Source organism: Streptomyces sp. CNQ085 (genome assembly GCF_022614595.1).
Lineage (GTDB): Bacteria > Actinomycetota > Actinomycetes > Streptomycetales > Streptomycetaceae > Streptomyces.
Genome location: NZ_JAJFAU010000033.1, coordinates 1 through 22205 on the forward strand (window position 1 = coordinate 1; position 22205 = coordinate 22205).

Here is a 22205-nt window from a genome sequence, read left to right on the forward strand (position 1 = left end):
CGATCGCGGCGAGCTGCCCGATCTCGGTGAAGCTCGGCGCGACGGCCGTGCGCAGTACGTCCCCGGCGAGCTGGAACTCCAGTCCGAGCGCGAGAAAACGTCCCAGGGTGAGCCGGATCCTGTTGAACCTGCTGTCCGGCCCGGCCCCGCGCGCCATGGTCAGCAGGAAGCGCCCGAACGCCCAGACGGCGCCCACGAAGATGATCAGGGCGCCCGCCGCCTCCACCAGCTTCACCAGAAGGTCGACCGCTTCCCTGAGAGCGGACTCGGGCAGCACTTCGGCGGTTGTGTCCATGATCGGCGAGTACCCGCACCGGTCCACCCATCCCGCGAGCGGCCGATGTGACCCACCTCATCCGAATTCGTTCGGGTTAACCGTGCACAGCGAGGAATGTCCGCGGCGGTCGGCCGGTTGTACTCGTCGCGGGCGCCGGAGGGCGGGACAGTGTCCCCCCGGCCTCACACACCGCCTGCGAGGACGATCGTCCGGCTGAAGCCTCGCAGTGCCGCTCGCCGCGAAGACGACCGGCGCCGCCGGCGCCCGCACACCGACCGGCGCCGGCCAGGTTCCCCCCGTCCTGGCCGGCGCCTCCCCTGTCCGGACACCGCGTACCGGGGCCCTCGCCGGGCACGGCGGTGGAGTCGAGGCGGTCCGTGCCACCGGGCAGCGGCTGCTGCGGCGCGCGCTGCTGACCCGGCCGCTCCCGGCCGTCCGCCCTGCGGAAGGGGCCTTGCCCCCCTCACGCGGACGGTACGGGCGGCCCGCTCGGAAAACAGCCCCGGCCGGACGAGGAGTCCGGCCGGGGCGGCGGCGTCGCGGGGCGAGGGGGACAGGGGCGGGGGGGGGGGGGGACGGGGGCGCGGAGAGGCGCCCCCGTCCGCCCTTCGTGTCAGGCCAGGCTCGCCAGCGCCTGGTTGAGGGTCTGCGACGGGCGCATGACGGCCGAGGCCTTGGCGTCGTCGGGGCGGTAGTAACCGCCGATGTCGGCCGGAGAGCCCTGGACGGCGGCCAGCTCGCCGACGATCGTCTGCTCCTGCTCGCTCAGCTGCCGCGCCAGCGGACCGAACACCTGCGCGAGTTCGGTGTCGTCGGTCTGCTTCGCCAGCTCCTGAGCCCAGTACAGCGCCAGGTAGAAGTGGCTGCCGCGGTTGTCGATGCCGCCGACGCGGCGGGTGGGCGACTTGTCCTCGTTGAGGAAGGTGGCCGTGGCCCGGTCCAGGGTGTCGGCCAGCACCTGGGCCTTGGCGTTGTCCGTGGTCTGCGCCAGGTGCTCGAAGCTGACCGCCAGGGCCAGGAACTCGCCCAGGCTGTCCCAGCGCAGGTAGTTCTCCTTGACCAGCTGCTGGACGTGCTTGGGCGCGGAGCCGCCGGCGCCGGTCTCGAACAGGCCGCCGCCGTTCATCAGCGGGACGACGGAGAGCATCTTGGCGCTCGTGCCCAGCTCGAGGATCGGGAACAGGTCGGTGAGGTAGTCGCGCAGCACGTTGCCGGTGACCGAGATGGTGTCCTCGCCGCGGCGGATGCGCTCCAGGGAGAACTTCGTGGCGTCCACCGGCGCCATGATCTCGATCCGCAGGCCCTCGGTGTCGTGCTCGGCCAGGTAGGCGCGGACCTTCTCGATCAGCCTGGCGTCATGGGCGCGCGTCTCGTCCAGCCAGAACACCGCCGGGGCGCCGGTGGCGCGGGCGCGGGTGACGGCCAGCTTGACCCAGTCCCTGATCGGGGCGTCCTTGGTCTGGCACATGCGGAAGATGTCGCCGGCGCCGACCGTCTGCTCCAGTACGACGTTGCCGTCGCCGTCGGTGACCCGGACGGTGCCGGTGGCCGGGATCTCGAAGGTCTTGTCGTGGCTGCCGTACTCCTCGGCCTTCTGCGCCATCAGGCCGACGTTGGGCACCGAGCCCATGGTGGCCGGGTCGAAGGCACCGCTTGCGCGGCAGTCGTCGATGACGGCCTGGTAGACGCCGGAGTAGGAGCTGTCGGGCAGGACCGCGAGGGTGTCGTGCTCCTGGCCGTCGGGGCCCCACATGTGGCCGGAGGTGCGGATCATGGCCGGCATGGAGGCGTCGACGATGACGTCGCTGGGGACGTGCAGGTTGGTGATCCCGCGGTCGGAGTCGACCATGGCCAGCTCGGGGCCCTCGGCCAGCTCCGCCTCGAAGGACTCCTTGATCTTCGCACCCTCGGGCAGCGACTCCAGGCCCTTGAGGATGCCGCCGAGGCCGTCGTTCGGTGTGAGGCCGGCGGCGGCGAGGGTCTGGCCGTACTCGGCGAAGGTCTTCGGGAAGAAGGCGCGCACCACGTGGCCGAAGATGATCGGGTCGGAGACCTTCATCATGGTGGCCTTCAGGTGGACCGAGAACAGCACGCCCTCGGACTTGGCGCGGGTGACCTGTTCCTTCAGGAACTCGCGCAGCGCGGCCACCCGCATGACGGCCGCGTCCACGACCTCGTCGGCGAGCACGGGCACGGACTCGCGCAGCACGGTGGTGGAGCCGTCGTCGCCGACCAGCTCGATGCGGAGCGTGTCGTCCTTGCCGAGGACCGCGGACTTCTCGGTGGAGCGGAAGTCGTCCACGCCCATGGTCGCCACGTTGGTCCTGGACTCGGGGGTCCAGGCACCCATGCGGTGCGGGTGGGTCTTGGCGTAGTTCTTCACCGAGGCGGGGGCGCGGCGGTCGGAGTTGCCCTCGCGCAGCACCGGGTTGACGGCGCTGCCCTTGACCTTGTCGTAGCGGGCGCGGATCTCCCGCTCCTCGTCGGTCCTGGGGTCGTCGGGGTACTCCGGGAGCGCGTAGCCCTTCTCCTGGAGCTCGGTGATCGCGGCCTTGAGCTGCGGGATGGAGGCCGAGATGTTCGGCAGCTTGATGATGTTGGCCTGGGGGGTCTTGGCCAGCTCGCCCAGCTCGGCGAGCGCGTCACCGATGCGCTGCTCCTCCTTGAGGTACTCGGGGAAGACCGCGATGATCCGCCCCGCCAGGGAGATGTCGCGGCTCTCCACGGAGACGCCCGCCTTGGCGGCGTAGGCCCTGACCACCGGCAGGAAAGAGTACGTCGCCAGGGCCGGGGCCTCGTCGGTCTGTGTGTAGATGATGGTCGAGTCAGTCACCGGGTGCTCCGCTCCACGTCTGCAACATTGCTCGACATCAAGATATCCCGTGGAGGGCTTCCCCTCGAAAGTGCCCCGCCCCCGGCGGCGGTGCGTTCACGCAGCCGCCGGGGGCGGGGTTGCGGGGCCTGGGGGCCGGCCCTCTCAGTAGGGTCCGTTGACGTTGTCGATCGAGCCGTAGCGGTCGGCCGCGTAGTTGCAGGCGGCGACGATGTTGGCGACCGGGTCGTACTGGCTGTTCGCCGTGCCCGGGACGTGGTAGGCGTCGAAGGTCGGTTTGATGACCTGGAGCAGACCGATCGAGGGGGTGCCGCGCTGGGCGTTGATGTCCCAGTTGTTGATCGCGTTCGGGTTGCCGCTGGACTCGCGCATGATGTTGCGGTGGATGCCCTCGTAGGTGCCGGGGATGCCGTTGGCCCGCATGATGTCCAGCGCCTCGCGGATCCAGCCGTCGAGGTTGTCCGCGTAGGTCTTCGGCGCGGCCTGGGGCGCGGCCTTCTCGGCGGTCTGGCGGGCCTGCGTCCGGGTCGCCCGCTCAGGGGCACTGTCCTGCTCCCCGCCGGAGGACCGGGCGGCCAGGGTCAGTTCCTGGCCGGGGAAGATCAGGTGCGGGTCGTCGCCGACGGTCTTGCGGTTGGCGTCGTAGACCGCCTGCCAGCCGCCCTCGACACCGTGGGCGGTGGCGATCTTGTGGAGGGTGTCGCCGGAGGCGACGGTGTGGGTGCCGGCCGCGGGCTTGCGCTCCGCCTCGGGCTTCGTTCCGGACTGCGTCCCGGTCTTCAGCCGGGACTCGCCGCCCGTCTGGGTGGCGGGGACGCTGTCCGGGCCGCCGGAGTCCCGGCCGAGTCCGGCCGCGGGTCCGCAGGTGGGCCAGGCTCCCGGCCCCTGGAGCTCCAGCAGTCTCTCGCCGGCGGCGATCTGCTGCTGCTTGGTGGCCAGATCGGCGCGCGGCGCGTACTCGGTGCCGCCGGCGGCCTCCCAGCTGGACTGGGAGAACTGCAGCCCGCCGTAGTAACCGTTGCCGGTGTTGATGGACCAGTTGCCGCTGCTCTCGCATTCGGCGACCTTCTCCCACACCGCGGCGGGGGCCGCGTTCGCGCTGCCGGCGGCGACCACCGGCGCGGCGACTCCCGCACCGCCGGCCGCGGCGACCAGGGAGATCCGGGAGAACTGGCGGGATATCAGGGGTGTGCGGGGGCGGCGGTGACGACCACGGGACATGGGTGTGCTTCCTCTCCCACGCCTGCGAGGTTAGCTGTCGGATTCGGGCTGGAGTTGCCCGGCCGATTCTCTTCGCCTCGGAGGGCGTCGGAAATCGGCTTCACCCCAAGCCGGGCCGCCAGACGGGCGGTACGGCACGTATGTGGTTTCCCCGCTCCTGCCACGGTCAGCTGTTGCCTCTCCCCGGCCGGGCGGCAGGACTAGGCGTCCCGGCGGCGGAGCCCCCGCCACGGACGGCGAAGGTCAGGACACATAAACACACGGAATTCACGGACACAAGGTGCGGAAATCCGACGTCCTGTCACTTTGTCACCGAGCCGACAAGCACGGCCGCCGTGCGTGTCCGGTCACGCGCCGGGCGGGAGAGCACCGGGGCCGCACACACGTCAAACCGCTTTTCGGCCGGGAGTTTCCGCCGTCGGCGTCCATGTCTCCCGGCCGCGGACAGACGGAGCAGGCGGCGATGTGATTCCCGGCACACCGATGGAAAGGCCTTACCAATATGGGGTGTTGCTCACGACAAAAGCGATTGGCGAATATCGGGACACAAGAAGGCTCCTGCGTCTTTTAGGTGAATAGTCCCTTGAGGGGAGCATGAACGTTCTGCCGCTTTTCGGTGTGATCGTGGAGACCGGCGGCGAAGGCGGCCCCTCGCGCGCGCTCACATGGGAGGCCGCGACCGCTCCGGGTCCCGGACCCGGAGCGGTCGCGGGGAAGTCGGCGCAGCCCCGCCGTGCGCCCGGGTCTCCTCCGCCCTCACCGGAAACAGCGGAGCCGAGGGCATGATGCCGGTCGGCTTCGTCCCCGGCCCTGGTCAGACCCGCTCCAGCTCAGCCGCTCCGAACGAGACGTCGAAGCGGTCGCACCAGATGGTCACGCTGGTGAACGCATCCGGGTCCACCCCGGCGGGCAGCGCGTAGTTCTGATCGCCCCTGTTGCCCTTCAGCCTGCCGAGGCTGACGTACTCCCCGTCGTCGAAGACGCCCCAGCCCGCCCGGCCTTCCCTCACCGGCGCGTCGGTCAGCCAGACGTGCAGGTCGGGCCCGTTGCTGGTCTCGAGGTTCTCCAGGCGCACCACATGGGAGCCGTCGGGCAGCCGGATCAGCCGCACCGTCCCCGACGTCGCGTGCTCGTGGGAGATCAGGTCACCGTCGGCCAGCGTCCTCGGTCCGGCCTGCGCGGGCGGCGCCGCTGAGGCGGTCTCCCGGTCAGCCGGCGGGGCGGGCGCGCTCGGGGCCGCGGGCAGCGACTCCCTCACGGTCTCGTCCTGCCACAGCTTCCACGGCTGGAACCAGTACAGCCCCACACCGGCCGCCACCACGGCCACCACCACGACCGCGGCCACCAGCGGTCTGCTCACCACGGCGCGCAACGCGCCCACCCCCATCCACTCGGAAAGTCCGCCGCCCCCATTCAACGCCAACAGCGGCACCGGCGCACCGTCCGGGACATGACGGAACGTTCACAACCACGCCCCGGGCGCGTAAGGCTCCGTGAGCGCCGTGGCGAACCCCCGGCGAATGCGCGGTCGGCGGAAGTGGTGCGGCGGTGTGAACGAGCGTACGGCGAGCCGCTTTCGGGTGACGGGCCGGGCTGCCCCCTTCGGGACCCGCCGCGTGAAGTGACGGCGGGCCCCGGAGGGGCTCAGGCGTTCGGCGGCACGCGCGCCGGGCGTCCCGCGCCCCGTGTCAGCGCGTATCCCCCGATGCCCGCGAGCGCCGCCAGCACCGCGCCGGACACCGTCCACACCCAGCGATCGGACCACCGGCCCGACGACCAGCCGTCGTCCGGCTCGACACCCGACAGCACGGCCGACGCCCCGGAGCCGTCCTCGTCCTTGCCGCCCTCGTCCTGCCGCGCCACCGCGACGCCCGGTACCAGTGGCTCGGCCAGTCGGCCGTCCACGGCCGCCGCCCCGCCCATGTCCTCCGACTCCACCCGCACCTCGGCGGCCACCGGCTGCCCGAGGTCGGCCGTCCGCACCCCCACCGCCGTCAGCCGCAGGTAGTACGTGCCCGGCAGCGGATCATTGGCCCACGGCTCCGACCAGGCCCGCACCGTGCGCAGCACGCACGCCAGCTCCACCGACCCGGCGCCCGCGGCGGCCGTGCGGGTCTGCGCCCCGTACTGGCACGCCTGGCGGCGCCTCAGACCGTCGTAGACATCGATCTGCCAGGTCTGCGCCGCGTGCTCTTGCGGGAGCTTCACCGTCGCCCTCACGGTGGGACGCTGACCGGTGTCGGCCGGGAACGACCAGTACAGGTAGTCACCGGCCGAGGCGCTCGCCGTCGCCGTCCCCCCCTGGCCGATCTCCGCCGCGGTACGGAACGAGGTGCCCGCCGATGTGGGCGCCGCGCTGTCCTCGGACGGGCTCGGGGACGGTGTCGAGTCGGCCGCGGCGGGGCCCGCCGCGAGGCCGAGTGTCAGCAGCGCGGCGCTCACCACGCGTGTGATCCACATCAGTTGGTCCTCCACACCGCGACACGCCAACGCGACAGCCAGCCCCACACCATGCCCGCGAGGAAGCCGGTCAGCACCAGGACGCCGAGCAGCCACCAGCCGCGGCCGAGCCCGAAGGAGGCCACGTCGGCGGCCTGCGACGGAGCGTCGACCACGTCCACGGTCAGTTCCAGCGGCATGCCGGGAGTGGTCTTCACCCCGGACGCCGCCGAGAAGGAGTTCGTCACCCGCAGGCACACCGCCTCGGCCTCCGCCTCCTCACCGTCGCCGTCGCTTTCCGGCTTCGGATAGCGCAGACCCGTGGAGATCATGTCGGTGCGGCCGTTGCCCGCCGCCTCACCACGCACGATCTCCCGGCCGTGCACCGTGACCGCACGCAGCAGCACCCCGTAGTCCGGCCTCACCGCCCGGTCCGCCGCCACGCTCACCGAGGCACGCAGCTCCTGACCGGGCGCCACGTCCACCCGGTACCAGCGCTCCTGGCCGAACTCCTCGCGGTCGGTGTACAGGCCGGACTCCAGGGCCGGCGCCTCGGCGCACCGCGCCGCGCCCTCCACGGCCACCGGCGTCACCACCGGGTCGGCCGCCCGTTCCACCAGTTGGTTGACCTTCTCGGTGAGTTCGTCGGCGTGCTCCACCGAGGTGTAGGTGCCGCCGGTGGCCTCGGCGATGCAGCTCAGCTGCTGCCGCATCTTCGTGTTCGGCACCAGGCCGAGGGTGTCGATGGTCAGGCCGATACCCTTGGCCGCTATCTCCCTGGCCACCTCGCACGGGTCGAGCGGGGCGCAGGTGTCCTCGCCGTCGCTGATCAGCACGATCCGCTTGGAGCCGGTACCGCCGTCGAGATCGCCGGCCGCCTTCAGCAGGGCCGGCCCGATCGGCGTCCAGCCGGTCGGCGCCAGCGTGGCCACCGCCGCCTTGGCCTCGGTGCGGTCCAGCGGGCCGACCGGGTAGAGCTGCGCGGTGTCCTTGCAGCCCGTCTCGCGGTCGTCGCCGGGGTAGTCGGCGCCGAGCGTGCGGATGCCGAGCCGGACCTCCTCTGGGGTGGCGTCCAGTACCTCGTTGAATGCCTGCTTGGCCGCGGCCATGCGCGACCGTCCGTCGATGTCCCGCGCGCGCATCGAACCGCTGACGTCGATCACCAGGTTGACTTTCGGCGCGTCCGCGGCGGTCTCGTCGGCGACCGCCCCGGCCGGGAACACGAGCCCGGCCGCGAGCACGGCGAGCAGGACGCCGAGGCCCGCCACCGACCGTTGTTTTCTGATCATCGGCGGATCCTATTGACCTCCGCCGCTGTGGTCCAAAACGGGCCCGGGGGACGGTGGTTCAGGCGATATCGTCCACCGGCCGCCGCGCTCCCGGCGGCTCGCGGCACCCCACGGAGAAAACACCCCCGCCTCGGCCGCACGGACCGGCCGCTCACCGCCCGGGCGGCGCGGCGCGGACACCGAGGACGAATCCCGCCCACCCCGGGCGGAGAGCGAGCGCGGCCCGGGCCCAGCCGTTCACCGCTCCGCCTCAGGGGCCGGCGCGGGTGCGGGTGCGCAGCAGGCACAGTCCGGGCGGCGGCCGCAGCCGTCCTCCCCGGCCCCCGCCGGCTCGGTTGCCGCAGCGGCCGCCGCGGTGGTGTTCGGTGCGCAGCAGCCCCTGCCCTGCCAGGCGTCACGGCCCTCCCTGACGGCGACAGCGGCGATGACCAGGGCGGCGACGGGGTCGGCCCAGGACCAGCCGAGGGCGGCGTTGAGGACCAGGCCCGTCAGGAGCACGGCCGACAGATAGGTGCACAGCAGGGTCTGCTTGGAGTCCGCCACCGCGCTGGCCGAACCCAGTTCGCGTCCGGCCCTGCGCTGGGCGAGGGAGAGGAACGGCATGACCGCCAGGGACAGGGCGGCCAGCACGATGCCGGGAACGGAGGACTCCGCCTCCCCGCCACCGGCCAGCGCCCGGACGGCATCGACGGTGACATAGGCGGCCAGCGCGAAGAAGGAGGCCGCGATGATTCGCAGGGCGCGCTGCTCACGGGCCTCGCGGACGGCATGGTCGGCGGCGGAGAACTGCCAGGCGACCGCGGCGGCCGAGGACACCTCGACGACCGAGTCCAGACCGAAGCCGACCAGCGCGGCCGATGAGGCGGCCGTCCCGGCGGTGAGGGCGACGGCCGCCTCGACGACGTTGTAGGCGATGGTGGCCGCGACCAGCAACCGTATCCGGCGGATGAGGGCGTCGCGGCGGGCCGGGCGCGGCCCGGGAGGTAGGGATGTTCCGGCGGCCACGGTCAGCAGCACCCCTTCTCCGCGGCGTCCGGGCAGATGCGGTCGGCGGCGACGGCGACCACCGCGGTGCGCAGGTCGTCCAGCGCGTGGCCGAGGCGGGGGTCGGCCAGCTCGTAGCGGGTGCGCCGGCCCTCGGGGGCGGCGACGACCAGGCCGCAGTCGCGCAGACACGCGAGGTGGTTCGACAGCCGGGTACGGGAGATACCCAGCGCGTCGGCGAGGTCGGCCGGGTAGGCGGGGGCATCGCGCAGGGTCAGCAGGATGCGGCAGCGGATCAGATCGGCCAGCGCCCGGCCGAACCGGGTCAGGGCGTCGAGATCGGTGGCGAGAGTCAGCACGGCCAAGACAATACACGAGATCATGAATTCACATAACAATGAACCAATTGGCGGCCTGTTCGCCGAACTCCTCGCCCTCTCCCAGGACCTGTGAACGGAACAATCCCCACCCGGCTTCCGCCGGACCACCGCGGCCGGCGGGAGTCGGCACCGCATCCCCGCACCTGCCGTGTGCGCCGGAAGCGTCGGTCTTCCGAGTCGGGAATTCCGCCCGGACGCGAGGGGTCGCCCGGTGGCGCGTACTGGGCGACCGGAGCCCGAATCGATCCCGCCGCATGAGGCCGCCAGGGCCCGGCGACCGCGACGGCGTACGCCACACGACCGTGTCCGTACCACGCGGATGGCCCCCCGGCCACGGCCGAGGAGGGAGCATCCCCGCGGGTGCGGGGAGCAGCCGCGGAACCCGGTGCGAGATAGGCGGTCGTGGGGACCATCCCCGCGGGTGCGGGGAGCACCAAGGGACCGTCTCAGGCGGACGTGCTGACCAGGGACCATCCCCGCGGGTGCGGGGAGCACGCAGGGGCAGGGACGGGACGGCCCGGCCCGGCCCCGAGGGACCATCCCCGCGGGTGCGGGGAGCAGATCACCGGCGCCACGAGCGCGAAGCGGGAGCTGGGACCATCCCCGCGGGTGCGGGGAGCAGGTCTGTCTCCGCCGACTCAAGTTCCGTGAGCAGGGACCATCCCCGCGGGTGCGGGGAGCAGCGGACCCATAGATGTCGACCACCTGGGATGAGGGGACCATCCCCGCGGGTGCGGGGAGCAGGTCGACGAAATCCGCGGGCAGGCCGAGGCGGCGGGACCATCCCCGCGGGTGCGGGGAGCAGACAAGACGGCGCACGGGCGCACACGGGGGCGCGGGACCATCCCCGCGGGTGCGGGGAGCAGTCCCTGTGCGAGTCCACCGCTCTGGAGGTGGTGGGACCATCCCCGCGGGTGCGGGGAGCAGGGCCCTCCATGGGCTCGCCGGGGAGGGCGGCGGGGACCATCCCCGCGGGTGCGGGGAGCAGGGAGCACCATGACCGCCATCACCGCCGCCCAGGGGACCATCCCCGCGGGTGCGGGGAGCAGAGCCGCGCCCCGGCCACCAGATCCGTAGCGCCGGGACCATCCCCGCGGGTGCGGGGAGCAGGACGTGTTCCGCACGCTCGGGGTGCGCGTGCAGGGACCATCCCCGCGGGTGCGGGGAGCAGGAAATCAACACCGGTCCAGTCACGGAAGGCGGGGGACCATCCCCGCGGGTGCGGGGAGCAGGGCGCCGGCGGCATGATCTTCATGTACGGGGGGGGACCATCCCCGCGGGTGCGGGGAGCAGAGCTGGCGGCGCTGCGCCGCCAGGAACTCCACGGGACCATCCCCGCGGGTGCGGGGAGCAGAGCCGTTCGGCCAGGGCCCCGAGCTGGGCGGCGGGACCATCCCCGCGGGTGCGGGGAGCAGGGATCTCACCATCCGATCGTCGGACGGATCGAGGGACCATCCCCGCGGGTGCGGGGAGCAGTCGGGGTCGCACTTCCATCCGGCGGCGCGGTCGGGACCATCCCCGCGGGTGCGGGGAGCAGTTCCGGGCCCTGGACCCGATCGGGGGAGCGCAGGGACCATCCCCGCGGGTGCGGGGAGCAGAACGGGTGGCACCCGCACCTTCACGCGATCGTGGGACCATCCCCGCGGGTGCGGGGAGCAGTGACCAGGCGGGAGTGTCGGCATGAGGGCGACGGGACCATCCCCGCGGGTGCGGGGAGCAGTGACCCCGGGACCGGCCCTGACGATCACGAGAGGGACCATCCCCGCGGGTGCGGGGAGCAGTCTTGTGGGTTGGCGCGTTCGTGTGCCGTTTCGGGACCATCCCCGCGGGTGCGGGGAGCAGGCCCCCCGCCACACATGCGAGAGGGGCCCGGAGGGACCATCCCCGCGGGTGCGGGGAGCAGACTCGGTGACCTGCTGTTTCACCCGAGCGGGGAGGGGATTTCGAGCAGTTTCACCGACTCGGACATAACGGACCCGGCTTCCTTCACCGGTTTCCGAAGCGTCGGCGCTTGGACGCCTTGCTCCAGCCGCGCGGTGGCGGCGGGGAGGTGGTGGCCTGGTCGTTCGGGCGGCGGATCAGGGTGAGGCCCTCGTGGTCCACGGGGTGCCACTTGTGGTCGTGGGTCTCGAAGGCGAAGCCCTGCTCGTTGTTGGTGCTGTAGGCCAGTAGCGCGCGGCCGTTGCCGCCCGCGTACTGCCTCACCTCTTCCCACAGCGCCTGGCGGACCCGTGCGGAGGGGCCGCCGATGAAGACTCCCGGGGAGATCTCCAGCAGCCAACGGGTGAGGAAGCCACGCAGTCCGACCGGGCAGTGAGTGAGGACGATGACGGTCACCAGATGACCTCGTCCGCGTAGTTGCGGCCGGCGGCCACGTCCTGCCCGTGGTCGGACTGCAGGGTCACCCGGTCCTCCAGGTCACTGTCGGCTGCTTCGCTGCCGGCTGCTGCGGGCAGGAGGAGTTGCTTGATGTCGTCGACGCAGCGGTCCAGCAGGCTGGTTTCGTTGACCTTGTCGCGGATGGCCCGGCGGGTGCGTGGACCGATGTCCTCGGGGCTCTCCGCTGCCACTTCGAATGCGACGGGGATTCCGATCTCGGTTTTGTAGAGGTCGGCGATGTCCAGCACGAAGGACAGTTCGTGCCCGGAGTGGACGAAGCCGAGCCCTGGGCTGCAGCCCAGGGCTGCGACGACGGCCTGGGCGATGCCGTACATGCACTGGGCGGCGGCGGTGACGGCCTGGTTGGGCGGGTCGCCGGAGGAGAAGTCGCGGGGTGTGAAGCGGCGGCCCCGCCAGGTGATGCCGGTGCGGGCCGCTTCCTTGCGGTAGCAGTCCTTGACACGCCGGCCCTCGCGGCCGAGGAGTTCGTGGCGGGTGCAGCCGGAGGGGTCCTCGTCGGGGAAGCGTTTGCGGTACATGGCGCGGGCTACGTCCAGGCGGCTGCGCCGGTTGGCCCACAAGGTGGCCTGGGCCTCGATGAGGGCGGAGGAGCGGGTCAGGGCCCGGCCGCCGGCGTAGAAGCGCACGCCGTGCTCGCCGACCCACACCACGCCCGCTCCGCTCTCACCGAGGACGCTCATCGCCTGGTGGGTGATGCGGGTGCCGGGGCCGAGCAGGAGGGTGCCGATGGTGGCGGAGGGGATGTGGACGGTGCCTTCGGCGTCCTCGGCGGTGATGGCGTTGGCGTCGCGGTGGACGGTGCACCGCTCCAGGTAGACGAAGGAGAGGCGGTCTCCCACGCGGGTGAGTTCCCGCGGGGTGGACAGGTTCCGCTTGCTGACCGTGGACACCGCCTCACCCCACGGGGGCGAGGGTCATCAGCCCGCAGCCGTACGCCTTCGCCTTCCCCAGTCCCGCCACGAGGGTGTGGCGCAGGGCGTCGGGGTCGGTGACCCGGAGCCGTCCGTCGAAGGTGACGGCGGTCAGGGTGACGCGGTTCTTGCGTCCGCTTGTCCGCTCGGTCTTGCCGAAGGCCAGGTCGCGGCGGCCGTGCACGATCAGTTCGTGCGCGTCGCCTTCGGGCAGGCGGCGTTGTTCCTCGGGTTTTTCCAGGATGCGGAAGCCTGCGTCTTTCTGCCGTTTGAGCAGCCACTGCGTCTGGTGCCGGGGGGTGAGGTGCGCGGTGCGCTTGGTCGGTTCGCCGTCCGTGCGGCGGATGCTGTGGACCGGGTTGGCCGTGAGCCGGAAGGCCCAGACACTGTCGTTCTCCAGGCGGGAGAGGAAGGGTGTGTAGGGGCGGGTCTGCCATCCCTCTTCAGCGGTGGGCCACCCGGCCTGCTCCACGAGGTGGGTGAGGTCGGGCCGGTCGGGGCCGACGATGTAGAGCAGCACCTGGGAGGCGCCGTTGTGGTCGACGCGCCACAGCACCCGCGGTCCCTCGCCGGCGGCGGGCGGAGCTGCGGGGAAGGAGGACATCACGGCCGCGTGCACCACCTGGGGCGAGGACAGCAGGCGCCTGGCGCCCATCCGCGCGGTGTTGATACGGAAGCGGGTCAGGTACATCAGTCACCTTCGAGCAGTGGCATCGGGTCGTGGTGCAAGACCGCGGCCCGGCGGGGCTTGCGTGCCCGGGGATTGGCCACGGAGACGGTTTCGGAGCGGACGGCGCGCAGCCCGTACCGACGGTGCCGGGGGTCGAAACTGAGCGGCTGGTCTCGCGGGCTGTCTTCGGCCGTGGTGCTGCCCGCTTCGGTGTCGAGGAACAGCTGGAGGTCGATGCGCTGCTGGCCGCGGTGTCGGCGCTGGTACCACTCGGCGGCATGCCAGGGTTCGGTACGCAGCGCCTGGCGCAGGTCCGTCCCCGACCGGATACCGAGGTCGAGAGGACGGGCCGGCGGGCAGGAGCGGCGACCGAGGTAGGGCAGAAAGACCGGCGACCGCACGGCTGCGTGCAGGTCGCCGATCAGGGTGTCATCGCCCTCTACGGCGGCGACGAACACGGAGTCGGCCAGGTAGAAGCGCTCCGAGACCGGCATGGACTTGCCCGAGTCGGCGTGGGTCGCGGTCTGGTAGTCGCGAACGCGGGTGCCGGTCTGGTCGACGCGCACGCCGAAGCGCAAGGAGGCCAGTTCGGACAGGTCGGCGCTCCTCTCGCGCCCCTGGGCGGCAGCCAGCAGGCCGATCACGCCGCTCTTGGTGGGGACGGGCCCGGTGGTGCGCCGGGCGAAACGGGCGGAGGCCCCCCAGGACTGCAGGGGGGCCGCCAGCAGGAGGACCAGAACGCTCATGCGTCCGGGCCCAGTCGTTCGGCGACGGCCGCACCGACGGCGTCGACCAGCTCGGTGAGGGCGGTCTCGGTGCCCAGTCCGGCGAGTTTGGCGGTGGCCGGGCCGATACGCAGCACCCAGGCGGGGTCGCCGTCACTTCCGTAGGCGCGCTCCAGGTCCGGGACGTACTCGGCGAGCTTCTCGCAGGCGGCCTTCAGATGACCGCCGGTGAGGTCGGCGGTGACGGGTTCCTCGAACGCGGCGACGAAGCTGACCGGACGGGTGCTGCGGAGTTTGACGATCACCGCGTCCGGAAGGGTGTGGTTGCCGAAGGTGTTGATCTTCCCGGTGGGCAGCGAGGCGACGAAACCGTGCAGGAATGCCTGGACGGCCCGGCGCACCGGCTCGGCGGCGGACTCGTCCTCGCGCAGGCCCTTGCCGAGGTTCCGGCGCAACAGGTCGACATCGACGGCGGCGTAGCGGTACAGGGTGGCGGAGTTGAAGTCGACGGTGCCGATCATGCCCGCGCCCGGCTCGGCGCCGGTGTTGCGGTCGTCGACGGCCGTGTAGTAGTCGGATTCGTTCTCCACCGCATGCACGCTGATGGCGTGGGCGACCTGGGTGGCGGCATCGACGTTGATGTCGGTGGAGTCGGCGACCATCCGGCCGAACAGGGCGATGTCGACCGAGTGGCGGGTGTCGGCGATCTGCTTGGCGCGGGCCTTGTTCCCCTTGTCCTTGAGGAACTTCTTGATGTCGTCCGCGCCCTCGGCGGCGAGGGCGGCGAGACCGTCGAGCTGCCGGGAGCTGAGGAACATCAGGTAGGAGGACTCCGGGGCCGGCTCCTCCTCGCCCTTCTTCTTCGCCGATTCCGCCTTGCGCTTGGGAACCTCGATCTTGGAGCCGGTGGCGACCTGGACCGTCTCGGCGGCCAGCGCGAGCCGCTCGGCGTCGCTCAGGTCGGGCAGGGCGGGCTTGATCCGGTCGGCGAGGAGTTCGGCGACCCTCTTGGTGCGCACGCCCAGCTCGGCCGGGTCGAGAAGGCCGTCGAAGGAACGCCGGGTGGCCCGCTTCCACGCCTGGCTGGACACCCGTGCCCGGCGCACTCCGCCGTAGAAGGCGGTCTTGGGGGAGCCGGTGTCGTCCCGGTTGAGATTGCTGGGCGGGACGGTCTGCAGTACGTGCACGTCGATGATGGTCCGGCTCACAGGGTGTCGTCCTTCGAGGTCGTAGTGTCCAGGCCGTCTGTTCCGTCCGCGCCGGTGGTGTCGGCGCCGGAGGCGAGATCGTCTGGGTTGGTGTCGCCGGAGGGCCCAGGGCCGCTCCGGGTGTTCGCGGGCTTCGGGCGGATGTGGAAGGAGCGGCCCCAGGAGCGGCGTACCTGTTCCGGGCCGCCGGGCCGCTGCTGCCACTGGTAGAGCTGGTCGGCGAGCAGGCCGTAGTCCAGCGGGATCGCCTCTCGCCGCAGCAGTACCACGATCTCCCGCAGCCGCTGGGCCAGCATGGTCGGCGTGGTTGCCGTGGCGGCGCGTACGAAGCGCTTGCGGATCGGCTCGTCCAGCTCGCCCGGGGGCATCAGGCGGCGGACGGCCGCACCGAGCTCTGGTCCGTAGCGCACATGCATGCGCTGGTTGTGGTGGGACTGCTGGTGCAGCGACCAGAGGGACAGCGCGATGTGGGCGGCTTCCTCCGCCCGCTCGGCCTGTTCGCCGGACAACTCGCCGTTGGCGTGCGCCTGGTGGACCGATTCGGCGGCGGTCATGCCCCACAGCTCCGGTACGGCGGCCGCGGGCCGGCCGACGCCGCGGCGCAGCCGGGCGAGTGTGGCCACTGCGTCGGGACGGTCGGCGAGGTAGCCCCTCTGGAGCTCAGTGATGCGCTGATCCACCGCTTTGCCGGTCAGACCCAGCGCTGCGCGCCGGCGAGCCGAGGGCGAGGGAGCCGGAATCGTGGCGGAGGCGGTCGTCATGTGTGCACCTTCGGGGTGTTGTTCTCGTCGGGCATCGGTGCCTCGTCCGCGATGGAGGCGAGGTGAAGCGCTTTGTTGAGGTCGGTGCGGAACCGCAGGTCGGCCGAGGTGTCGTTGAGCCATTCACCGCGGTCGGTGATGCGTCCCTCCCATGCGGCGCTTCCCGCTTCGTCCAGTAGCCCGTCGCCGAGCCTGCCGATGAGTGTGCGCACTCGCTGCTGCCACTGCCCGCGCTTGGCCTGGGGATCGTCGTCGGGACCGACGGTTCGCAGCCAGTGGCGGAACGGGGCGTCCAGAGTGCTGTACCCGAGGTCGTGGGTGGTGGAGCGGCGTGGTTCCTGGTCGGCTCCGGCCGCCTGGGCAAGGCGGCCTGCCAGATCTCCGAGTGCTCGCACCGCCTTGTCGGCGTCGCCGACCGCATCGATCGCCGCCTGCCCGAAGCGCTGGTTCTCCCGGTGCAGCAGGACGACGGCCATCATGACGCCGTCGTCCACGATCTCGTCGATCACGGACTGCTGGGTGCCGTAGACCGCGCTGACGGTCCGCGCCCGCAAAGCGTACTCGCGAGGCAGTACATCTTCGGTCACCAGCCGGGCCACCCAGTCCAGAACCCGGGGCGGCACGGAGGAGGCGGGTTCCCGGGAACCCGCGTTCCTCTGCTCGCGTGGAGCGAGCAGGCCCGCCAGGCCGCGCCAGGCGGCACGGGCAGGGTCGTGCTCGCGCGGCATGTAGACCAGCGACTCGCCGCGCTTCTTCTCCTGCGCCTGGCTGCGCCGCCATCCGGTCATCGGCTCGTTCCGGTGCATGTTGTGCGGCTGCAGCGGGTCCCCGTAGCCGAGGACGACGCCGTGGACACCTTGGTCGTCGTAGTGCAGCCGCATACGGCGTGACTGCCAGGTGTACAGGTCACGCGGGCCAAAGGGACGCCCGGCGAGATCTTCCGCCGCGGCGGGCCCGCACGGCTCACGGCGCCAGGCCGGCCGGTCGTCCTCGCTGGTGCGGACGGTGCCGGTGTCGGCGGCGATCAGGTTGAGCAGCAGTGTCTCCCGCAGGGAGCTGCCCTCCGCGTAGACGCCCCCGAGGTTCCCCGCCCAGCCGACCCCCAGGGGGTACACCTTGCCGCTTCTCGCGCGCGGGTCCCCCACGGCGGCGGACTTGATACCGGAGGTGTCGTAGGCATGGGCGTGCACCAGCCAGCGTGCGGCCTCGGCGAATCCCAGGCGTTCCGCTCCCGGTGACCGCATGGTGAAGAACGGCTCCCCGTTGGGGACGTCGGCGACGATTCGGTTGAGGGAGGCCACCTCGCCGTTGGCCGCCTCAAGACCTGCGATCTGGAAGAAGGGAGCGCGTGGGTGGGTCAGGTCGAACCGCTCCCGGTGCCGCTCGAGGTACCCCACGACCGGCGCGAACGGGGCATCACCTGCCCATAGTTCCTCCCATGCGTCGATGTCCTCGGGGCCTTCCAGAGCATCGTGCAGGATCGCCAGCAGCAGTCGGAGCAGGGTGAAGTCCTGCGTCGGCAGGTCACCCACCAATCGCCGGATCTCCCCGGCCTGCTCGAAGACCTCCATCAGGGACAGCTCGGCCTTGGCGCCGTTCTCGAACTGCACCGGCAGCCATGGCCGGACCGTCAGGTCGAAGGAGCCAGCGTCGGGGAGAGGTCCTCCCAAGGACACGTCCCCATCAGGCACAGCGTCGTTCATCTACACATTCCCCTGCCTGTCCGCTCCCTCGCGGACCACCCGCAGCCCATCGGTCTGGCTGTAACGGAGTTCGTAGCCTGCCAGCCGGGCCTGACATTCGCCGTCGACGCCGTCATCGAGGATCAGGATCAACTCCCCTGCCAGCCAATGGCATTCCTTGGCCTGCCAGGCCGGAACGCACAGTTCCTCCAACTCCTCGATCGCCCGGTCCAGCACGCGCGGATAGGAGAAGTGGTACGGAAGTCGCAGCCCGCTCGCTGCGACGGCGCGTGCCGCCTTGTAGGCGGGAACGGCATCGGTCGGCAACTCCAGGTCGCCAAGTCCTCGGCCGAGCCAGGGCACAGTGGTCAAGGTGCCATCGGCCCGGCGGCGTACCACCAGGACCTCCAGGCTCTCCTCACCGTCGCGGACCTGGGCCCGGCCGGCCCGGGTGTCGTCGGCGTCACCGGCTCCGGCGTCGATCCAGCCGGTCAGCGAGCGCCCGGCTCGGCGTACCTTGTCCAGCCGGAAGGCCTCCGCTCCCCGCTGTTGCCGGGCGCAGTGTGCCTCGTGGTCGCGTCGGGCCTGCTCGAATCTCTCCGCCCACTGTTCCGGCCCCAGGGGCTCGTCGCCGTAGGCACGCTGCACCAGCGGGCTGATGTCCTCCGGAAGCCGCACGACAGTGTCGCCACCACCGCACGCATCCAGGACGTACGGTTCCAGCACGGCCAGGGAACGCAACAGCGGGTAATCACCGTAGACACGGCAGGATCCCTTCACCGGCAACGGCACGGACGCAGCAGCCCAGTCGACACCGGTGACCAGGCAGCGCGCCTGCCGCAGACCGGCCGGGCGGTCGCCGCGCCGGTGGCGGTGCAGCCGCCCCATCCGCTGCAGCAGCAGGTCGACCGGGCACAGGTCCGTCACGAGCAGGTCGAAGTCCACGTCCAGTGACTGCTCGGCGACCTGGCTGGCGACCACGATGCGGGCTTCACGGGGGCGGTGCGGTGACGTCCCGTCCTCACCCGGCGGGCCGAAGAGTTTCAGCAACCCGGCGTCCTTGTCGGCCCGGTCGAGGTCGAGGAACCGGGCATGCGCCACCGTCACCGCCTTGTCCCCGAACCTCTCCCGCAGGACGCCGGCTGCTTCCAGGACCCGGTCCACTGTGTTGCGCACCACCAGCGCGCAGCCACCGTCGGCAAGCTCCTCCGCCAAGCGGTCGGCAAGTGCGTCCAGATCGTCGTTCAGCCGCTCCAGCCGCACATCCGTGCGACGTCCCGAGGCGGCAGGCGTCTCCACCGCCGGGGCGGTCCCCGGAGACACCGCCGTGAGCAGGGGGTACCCGTCGGCCGCGGCAAGCGCGGCATACACCTCCCGGCCACCCTCGGCGGTGCCGGCATACGCCTCGGCCAGCTCCCGGCGCCGCCCCGCCGGCAACGTGGCCGAGAGCACCACCACGGGTACCCGATAGGAGCCAAGCCAGGACAGGACACGGTCGAGGTAGGTGTTCATCCAGGTGTCATAGGCGTGGGCCTCGTCGATCACGACGATCTTCCCGGCGAACGCCAGGTGGCGCAGCGCCAGATGCCGGCTCTTGAGGCCGGCCATCAACAACTGGTCGATCGTGCCCACCGCGAACGAAGCCAGCAGCCCCTTCTTCCGGCCCCGCAGCCACTGATGAGCGACCAGCTCGGCCGCGGCGGAGCGGACGTCGGCGGACGGACGCACCTCTCCCTCGTCGCCGAACTGGTCGACCGCCGCGATGCGACTCCTGCTCGCACGCATCAGATCCGCGTAGTGCTCGTTGAGGGCGGCCTTGGAGTGAGCCAGCAGAACCGTCCGTTCACCCCACTCCGGACCGATGTCACTCAGACCGTCGGGAGGCAGGCGGTCGAGCCAGTCCAGCATGCGGGGGAACATCGCGTTGCTGGTGGCCATCGTCGGCAGGGCCACGAACACCCCGCCCGCGCCGGACCGCGCGGCGAAGACCTCTGCGGCCGCCAGCGCCGCCTCTGTCTTCCCCTCCCCCATCGGCGCCTCGATCACCATCAGACCAGGCGACGGCATCGACCTCGCCAGTCGCACAGTCTTCTCCTGGACCGGACGGACCCGCGCCCCGGGCGGCAAGTCGAAGCGTGCGGCGAACAACTCCCCGGCACTCACCTGTGGTTCGGCAGGCCGCCACGGCGGAGGCAGCCTCAGCCCACGCCAGGCAGCCGTCACCCGCTCCGCGTCACCGCGCGGACACTCCTCGGGGAAGTACGGGAAGAGATCGGGATTACTGGCGACCCAGTCGGCGACGATGACCAACGCGGTCAGCGCCACCTGCACCGGCTGGGGCAGATTCACCGACTGCCAGCCCGCCAGCCGCTCCCGTACCCCGTATACGTCCGCGCACGCGTCCAGCAGCTCCGTCTGCACACATCGCCAGACGGCCTCGGCCGGACCGGGGGTGCGCAGCAGCTCAGGATGGATTTCGAGGTCGAGTATCTGGCTGTGCCCCGGCGGTACCCCATGGTGCCCGCCGGCTATGACGCCGAACTGCATCGTGGCACGCTTCGTCCAGCCGAAGCGCTCGGTGAGCCACTCCTGGATCAGCAGCTGCCCTGCCAGGCCGTGCGGGGCCATTCGCCGGTCGTCACCGAACTGCTTACGGCTCGGCATGTCGAGGCCCGCCGCACGCATCGCATCCGCGAGGGAATCCACCTGGCAGGCGAAAGCCGGAGTCGCCTTGCCGATGTCGTGCGTGGCCGCACACCACACCGCAAGCCGACGTGCATCCTCCAACCCCTGCGGCAACGGCTCTGCCACCAACGTCCTGACGTTCGACGGGAGCCAGTGATCCCACAGCAAGCCCGCCACGGCAGCGCTGTCGGCCATGTGCCGCCACAGCGGCAACCATCCATCCGTCGCCCGGTCGTGCTTGGCCCACAAGGTCCGCACCGCACCGGCCAGGCGCTCCCCCAGGCCAGCTCTCTCGGCCCCCATGCTGATCACGGCCTCAGTGAACACATACTCCGTCCACCAAACACCCGAATGACAGAAATTGAACGCAAAAGAAAAGAGCTGTCTTTATATAGCTAGTTCCCACGTTCCAGAGCAGCGACTGACATGCCTGTCCCTGGAGCGAAGAAGACCGGCTCTGTCGCTCCCCCGAAGAACTACCCCTACGGATGCGGGGAGCACCGGGGATGCGTCCCGGGGCCCCAGGGTGATCACGGGACCATCCCCGCGGGTGCGGGGAGCACTGGTAGGCGCGGACCGCGTCGCGGGTCTTGGCGGGACCATCCCCGCGGGTGCGGGGAGCACTTCAAGATGAGGCTCCGAGGCGCCCGGCTGGCGGGACCATCCCCGCGGGTGCGGGGAGCACGGATCGAAGGTGATGGGGTTCCGGTGCATGAGGGGACCATCCCCGCGGGTGCGGGGAGCACCAACCCCTCCCCGTCCCCCGCCCCGTGTCCTAGGGACCATCCCCGCGGGTGCGGGGAGCACTTACAGCGAGAGGGGAGAGGGCCGTGCGACTGGGGACCATCCCCGCGGGTGCGGGGAGCACCAGGCGCTCACCGTCCATCGGTCCGCCATGTAGGGACCATCCCCGCGGGTGCGGGGAGCACGCGGTTGAGCAGCTTTCCGAGGAGCCGTTCGAGGGACCATCCCCGCGGGTGCGGGGAGCACTTCTCCTCGCCCGTCGCGGGCGGGGGGTTCGGGGGACCATCCCCGCGGGTGCGGGGAGCACGGCGGTGGCGACCTCCAACCGCAGCGCCCGCTGGGACCATCCCCGCGGGTGCGGGGAGCACACTGAGTGACCTGCAGTTTTACTCGCCGGAACCGCGATTTCTGAGCAGTTTCAGAGAGTTCGACATAGTTACCATATAGCGCACATCACCCACGACTCGCCACCTTGTTCTCGCTCCGGGCAGCATCCTATGAGCTGACACCCTCCCAAAGGCAGTGGCCTTCCCTGGCGGGCCCGCAGTCGACGGGAGCAGTACAGCCGCATGAACACGAACGGGCCTCCCACCACACACCCTTGGGCGCTCGGGCCGAAGAAGCCGTGCCGGGGTCAGTGGCGGACGACCGCCGGGGCAGCCGGTTCGCGTACCGGGCGCAGATGCCGCCCGTCGGCCGTGGTTCGCGGGTCACCGGGGTGCGGAGGGGTGGCGGTGACATGGGCTTTCAGTCAGCACCGAGTCAGCGCGGGGGTCGGCGCCGCACTCGCGAACCACACCCGAGCGGGGCAGTTCTGACATCGCCCCGTCCGACCTCGCCAGCCCCCTCGCGGGGCCGCCATGCCGCGGGGCACCACAGTTCCACGCCCCGCGGCATGGCGGGCGCGCGCACCGCGGCGCGCGGAACTGTGGTGCCCCACCACATACGCCCGCGACCTGGGCTTTCCTACGGTGTGGCGGCACACGAACGTCCCCG

16 protein-coding genes, 2 CRISPR repeat arrays and 1 riboswitch are annotated in these 22205 nt (G+C 71.4%); all 16 genes read right to left on the minus strand.

Annotated elements, in window-relative coordinates; all coding sequences use genetic code 11:
* The coding region (locus LJ221_RS08715) for a DUF1622 domain-containing protein (RefSeq protein ID WP_241715156.1) at positions 1-295 on the minus strand (295 nt) is incomplete at its 3' end.
* A gap of 595 nt (positions 296-890) precedes the next feature.
* Complete coding sequence (locus tag LJ221_RS08720) at positions 891-3110, minus strand: NADP-dependent isocitrate dehydrogenase (RefSeq protein ID WP_241715158.1); 2220 nt, start codon at positions 3108-3110, stop codon at positions 891-893.
* 144 nt (positions 3111-3254) lie between these two features.
* On the minus strand, positions 3255-4331 hold the full coding sequence (locus LJ221_RS23915; RefSeq protein ID WP_374228407.1) for a transglycosylase family protein: 1077 nt from the start codon (positions 4329-4331) through the stop codon (positions 3255-3257).
* A 6-nt stretch (positions 4332-4337) separates the two neighbouring features.
* Positions 4338-4513: riboswitch (cyclic di-AMP (ydaO/yuaA leader) on the minus strand.
* A 632-nt stretch (positions 4514-5145) separates the two neighbouring features.
* The gene (locus LJ221_RS08735; RefSeq protein WP_241715160.1) at positions 5146-5718 is read right to left on the minus strand and encodes a DM13 domain-containing protein; all 573 of its coding nucleotides are present in this window, start codon (positions 5716-5718) and stop codon (positions 5146-5148) included.
* Positions 5719-5975: 257 nt separating this feature from the next.
* On the minus strand, positions 5976-6791 hold the full coding sequence (locus LJ221_RS08740) for a hypothetical protein (RefSeq protein WP_241715162.1): 816 nt from the start codon (positions 6789-6791) through the stop codon (positions 5976-5978).
* Positions 6791-8059, minus strand: a complete 1269-nt coding sequence (locus tag LJ221_RS08745) for a VWA domain-containing protein (RefSeq protein WP_241715164.1) — start codon at positions 8057-8059, stop codon at positions 6791-6793. The genes LJ221_RS08740 and LJ221_RS08745 overlap by 1 nt, the downstream gene beginning before the upstream one ends.
* Positions 8060-8296: 237 nt before the next feature.
* The gene (locus LJ221_RS08750; protein WP_241715189.1) at positions 8297-9064 is read right to left on the minus strand and encodes a cation transporter; all 768 of its coding nucleotides are present in this window, start codon (positions 9062-9064) and stop codon (positions 8297-8299) included.
* Between the two features lie 2 nt (positions 9065-9066).
* Positions 9067-9402, minus strand: a complete 336-nt coding sequence (locus LJ221_RS08755; protein ID WP_241715166.1) for a helix-turn-helix transcriptional regulator — start codon at positions 9400-9402, stop codon at positions 9067-9069.
* A gap of 365 nt (positions 9403-9767) precedes the next feature.
* Positions 9768-11326: direct repeats of the CRISPR family, unit length 29 nt; unit sequence GGGACCATCCCCGCGGGTGCGGGGAGCAG.
* Positions 11327-11409: 83 nt separating this feature from the next.
* Positions 11410-11760 carry a type I-E CRISPR-associated endoribonuclease Cas2e gene (cas2e, locus tag LJ221_RS08760; RefSeq protein WP_241715168.1) on the minus strand — a complete coding sequence of 117 codons (351 nt, stop codon included), beginning with the start codon at positions 11758-11760 and terminating at the stop codon, positions 11410-11412.
* The gene (gene cas1e / locus LJ221_RS08765) at positions 11757-12713 is read right to left on the minus strand and encodes a type I-E CRISPR-associated endonuclease Cas1e (RefSeq protein ID WP_241715169.1); all 957 of its coding nucleotides are present in this window, start codon (positions 12711-12713) and stop codon (positions 11757-11759) included. Before cas1e ends, cas2e begins: the two co-directional genes overlap by 4 nt.
* Before the next feature lie 4 nt (positions 12714-12717).
* Positions 12718-13425: a type I-E CRISPR-associated protein Cas6/Cse3/CasE gene (gene cas6e / locus LJ221_RS08770; protein WP_241715170.1), complete on the minus strand. Its 708-nt coding sequence runs from the start codon at positions 13423-13425 to the stop codon at positions 12718-12720.
* The gene (gene cas5e, locus LJ221_RS08775; protein ID WP_241715171.1) at positions 13425-14150 is read right to left on the minus strand and encodes a type I-E CRISPR-associated protein Cas5/CasD; all 726 of its coding nucleotides are present in this window, start codon (positions 14148-14150) and stop codon (positions 13425-13427) included. The genes cas6e and cas5e overlap by 1 nt, the downstream gene beginning before the upstream one ends.
* Positions 14147-15337, minus strand: coding sequence for a type I-E CRISPR-associated protein Cas7/Cse4/CasC (gene cas7e / locus LJ221_RS08780; protein ID WP_241715172.1), 1191 nt, complete (start codon positions 15335-15337; stop codon positions 14147-14149). Before cas7e ends, cas5e begins: the two co-directional genes overlap by 4 nt.
* Positions 15334-16098, minus strand: a complete 765-nt coding sequence (gene casB, locus LJ221_RS08785) for a type I-E CRISPR-associated protein Cse2/CasB (protein WP_241715173.1) — start codon at positions 16096-16098, stop codon at positions 15334-15336. Before casB ends, cas7e begins: the two co-directional genes overlap by 4 nt.
* The gene (gene casA / locus LJ221_RS08790) at positions 16095-17774 is read right to left on the minus strand and encodes a type I-E CRISPR-associated protein Cse1/CasA (RefSeq protein ID WP_374228409.1); all 1680 of its coding nucleotides are present in this window, start codon (positions 17772-17774) and stop codon (positions 16095-16097) included. The genes casB and casA overlap by 4 nt, the downstream gene beginning before the upstream one ends.
* A gap of 27 nt (positions 17775-17801) precedes the next feature.
* Positions 17802-20768 (minus strand): CRISPR-associated helicase Cas3', encoded by a 2967-nt coding sequence (gene cas3 / locus LJ221_RS08795; RefSeq protein ID WP_241715191.1) that lies wholly within the window; start codon positions 20766-20768, stop codon positions 17802-17804.
* Between the two features lie 169 nt (positions 20769-20937).
* Positions 20938-21577: a CRISPR direct-repeat array (repeat unit 29 nt; unit sequence GGGACCATCCCCGCGGGTGCGGGGAGCAC).
* Positions 21578-22205: the final 628 nt, after the last annotated feature.

Excerpts from the sequence above, each read along its gene's own strand:
- cas3 (WP_241715191.1), bottom strand. The coding sequence starts at position 20,768 with ATGGGGGCCGAGAGAGCTGGCCTGGGGGAGCGCCTGGCCGGTGCGGTG.
- cas6e (WP_241715170.1), bottom strand. The coding sequence starts at position 13,425 with ATGTACCTGACCCGCTTCCGTATCAACACCGCGCGGATGGGCGCCAGG.
- LJ221_RS08740 (WP_241715162.1), bottom strand. The coding sequence starts at position 6,791 with ATGTGGATCACACGCGTGGTGAGCGCCGCGCTGCTGACACTCGGCCTC.
- casB (WP_241715173.1), bottom strand. The coding sequence starts at position 16,098 with ATGACGACCGCCTCCGCCACGATTCCGGCTCCCTCGCCCTCGGCTCGC.
- LJ221_RS08745 (WP_241715164.1), bottom strand. The coding sequence starts at position 8,059 with ATGATCAGAAAACAACGGTCGGTGGCGGGCCTCGGCGTCCTGCTCGCC.
- LJ221_RS08735 (WP_241715160.1), bottom strand. The coding sequence starts at position 5,718 with ATGGGGGTGGGCGCGTTGCGCGCCGTGGTGAGCAGACCGCTGGTGGCC.
- cas5e (WP_241715171.1), bottom strand. The coding sequence starts at position 14,150 with ATGAGCGTTCTGGTCCTCCTGCTGGCGGCCCCCCTGCAGTCCTGGGGG.
- LJ221_RS23915 (WP_374228407.1), bottom strand. The coding sequence starts at position 4,331 with ATGTCCCGTGGTCGTCACCGCCGCCCCCGCACACCCCTGATATCCCGC.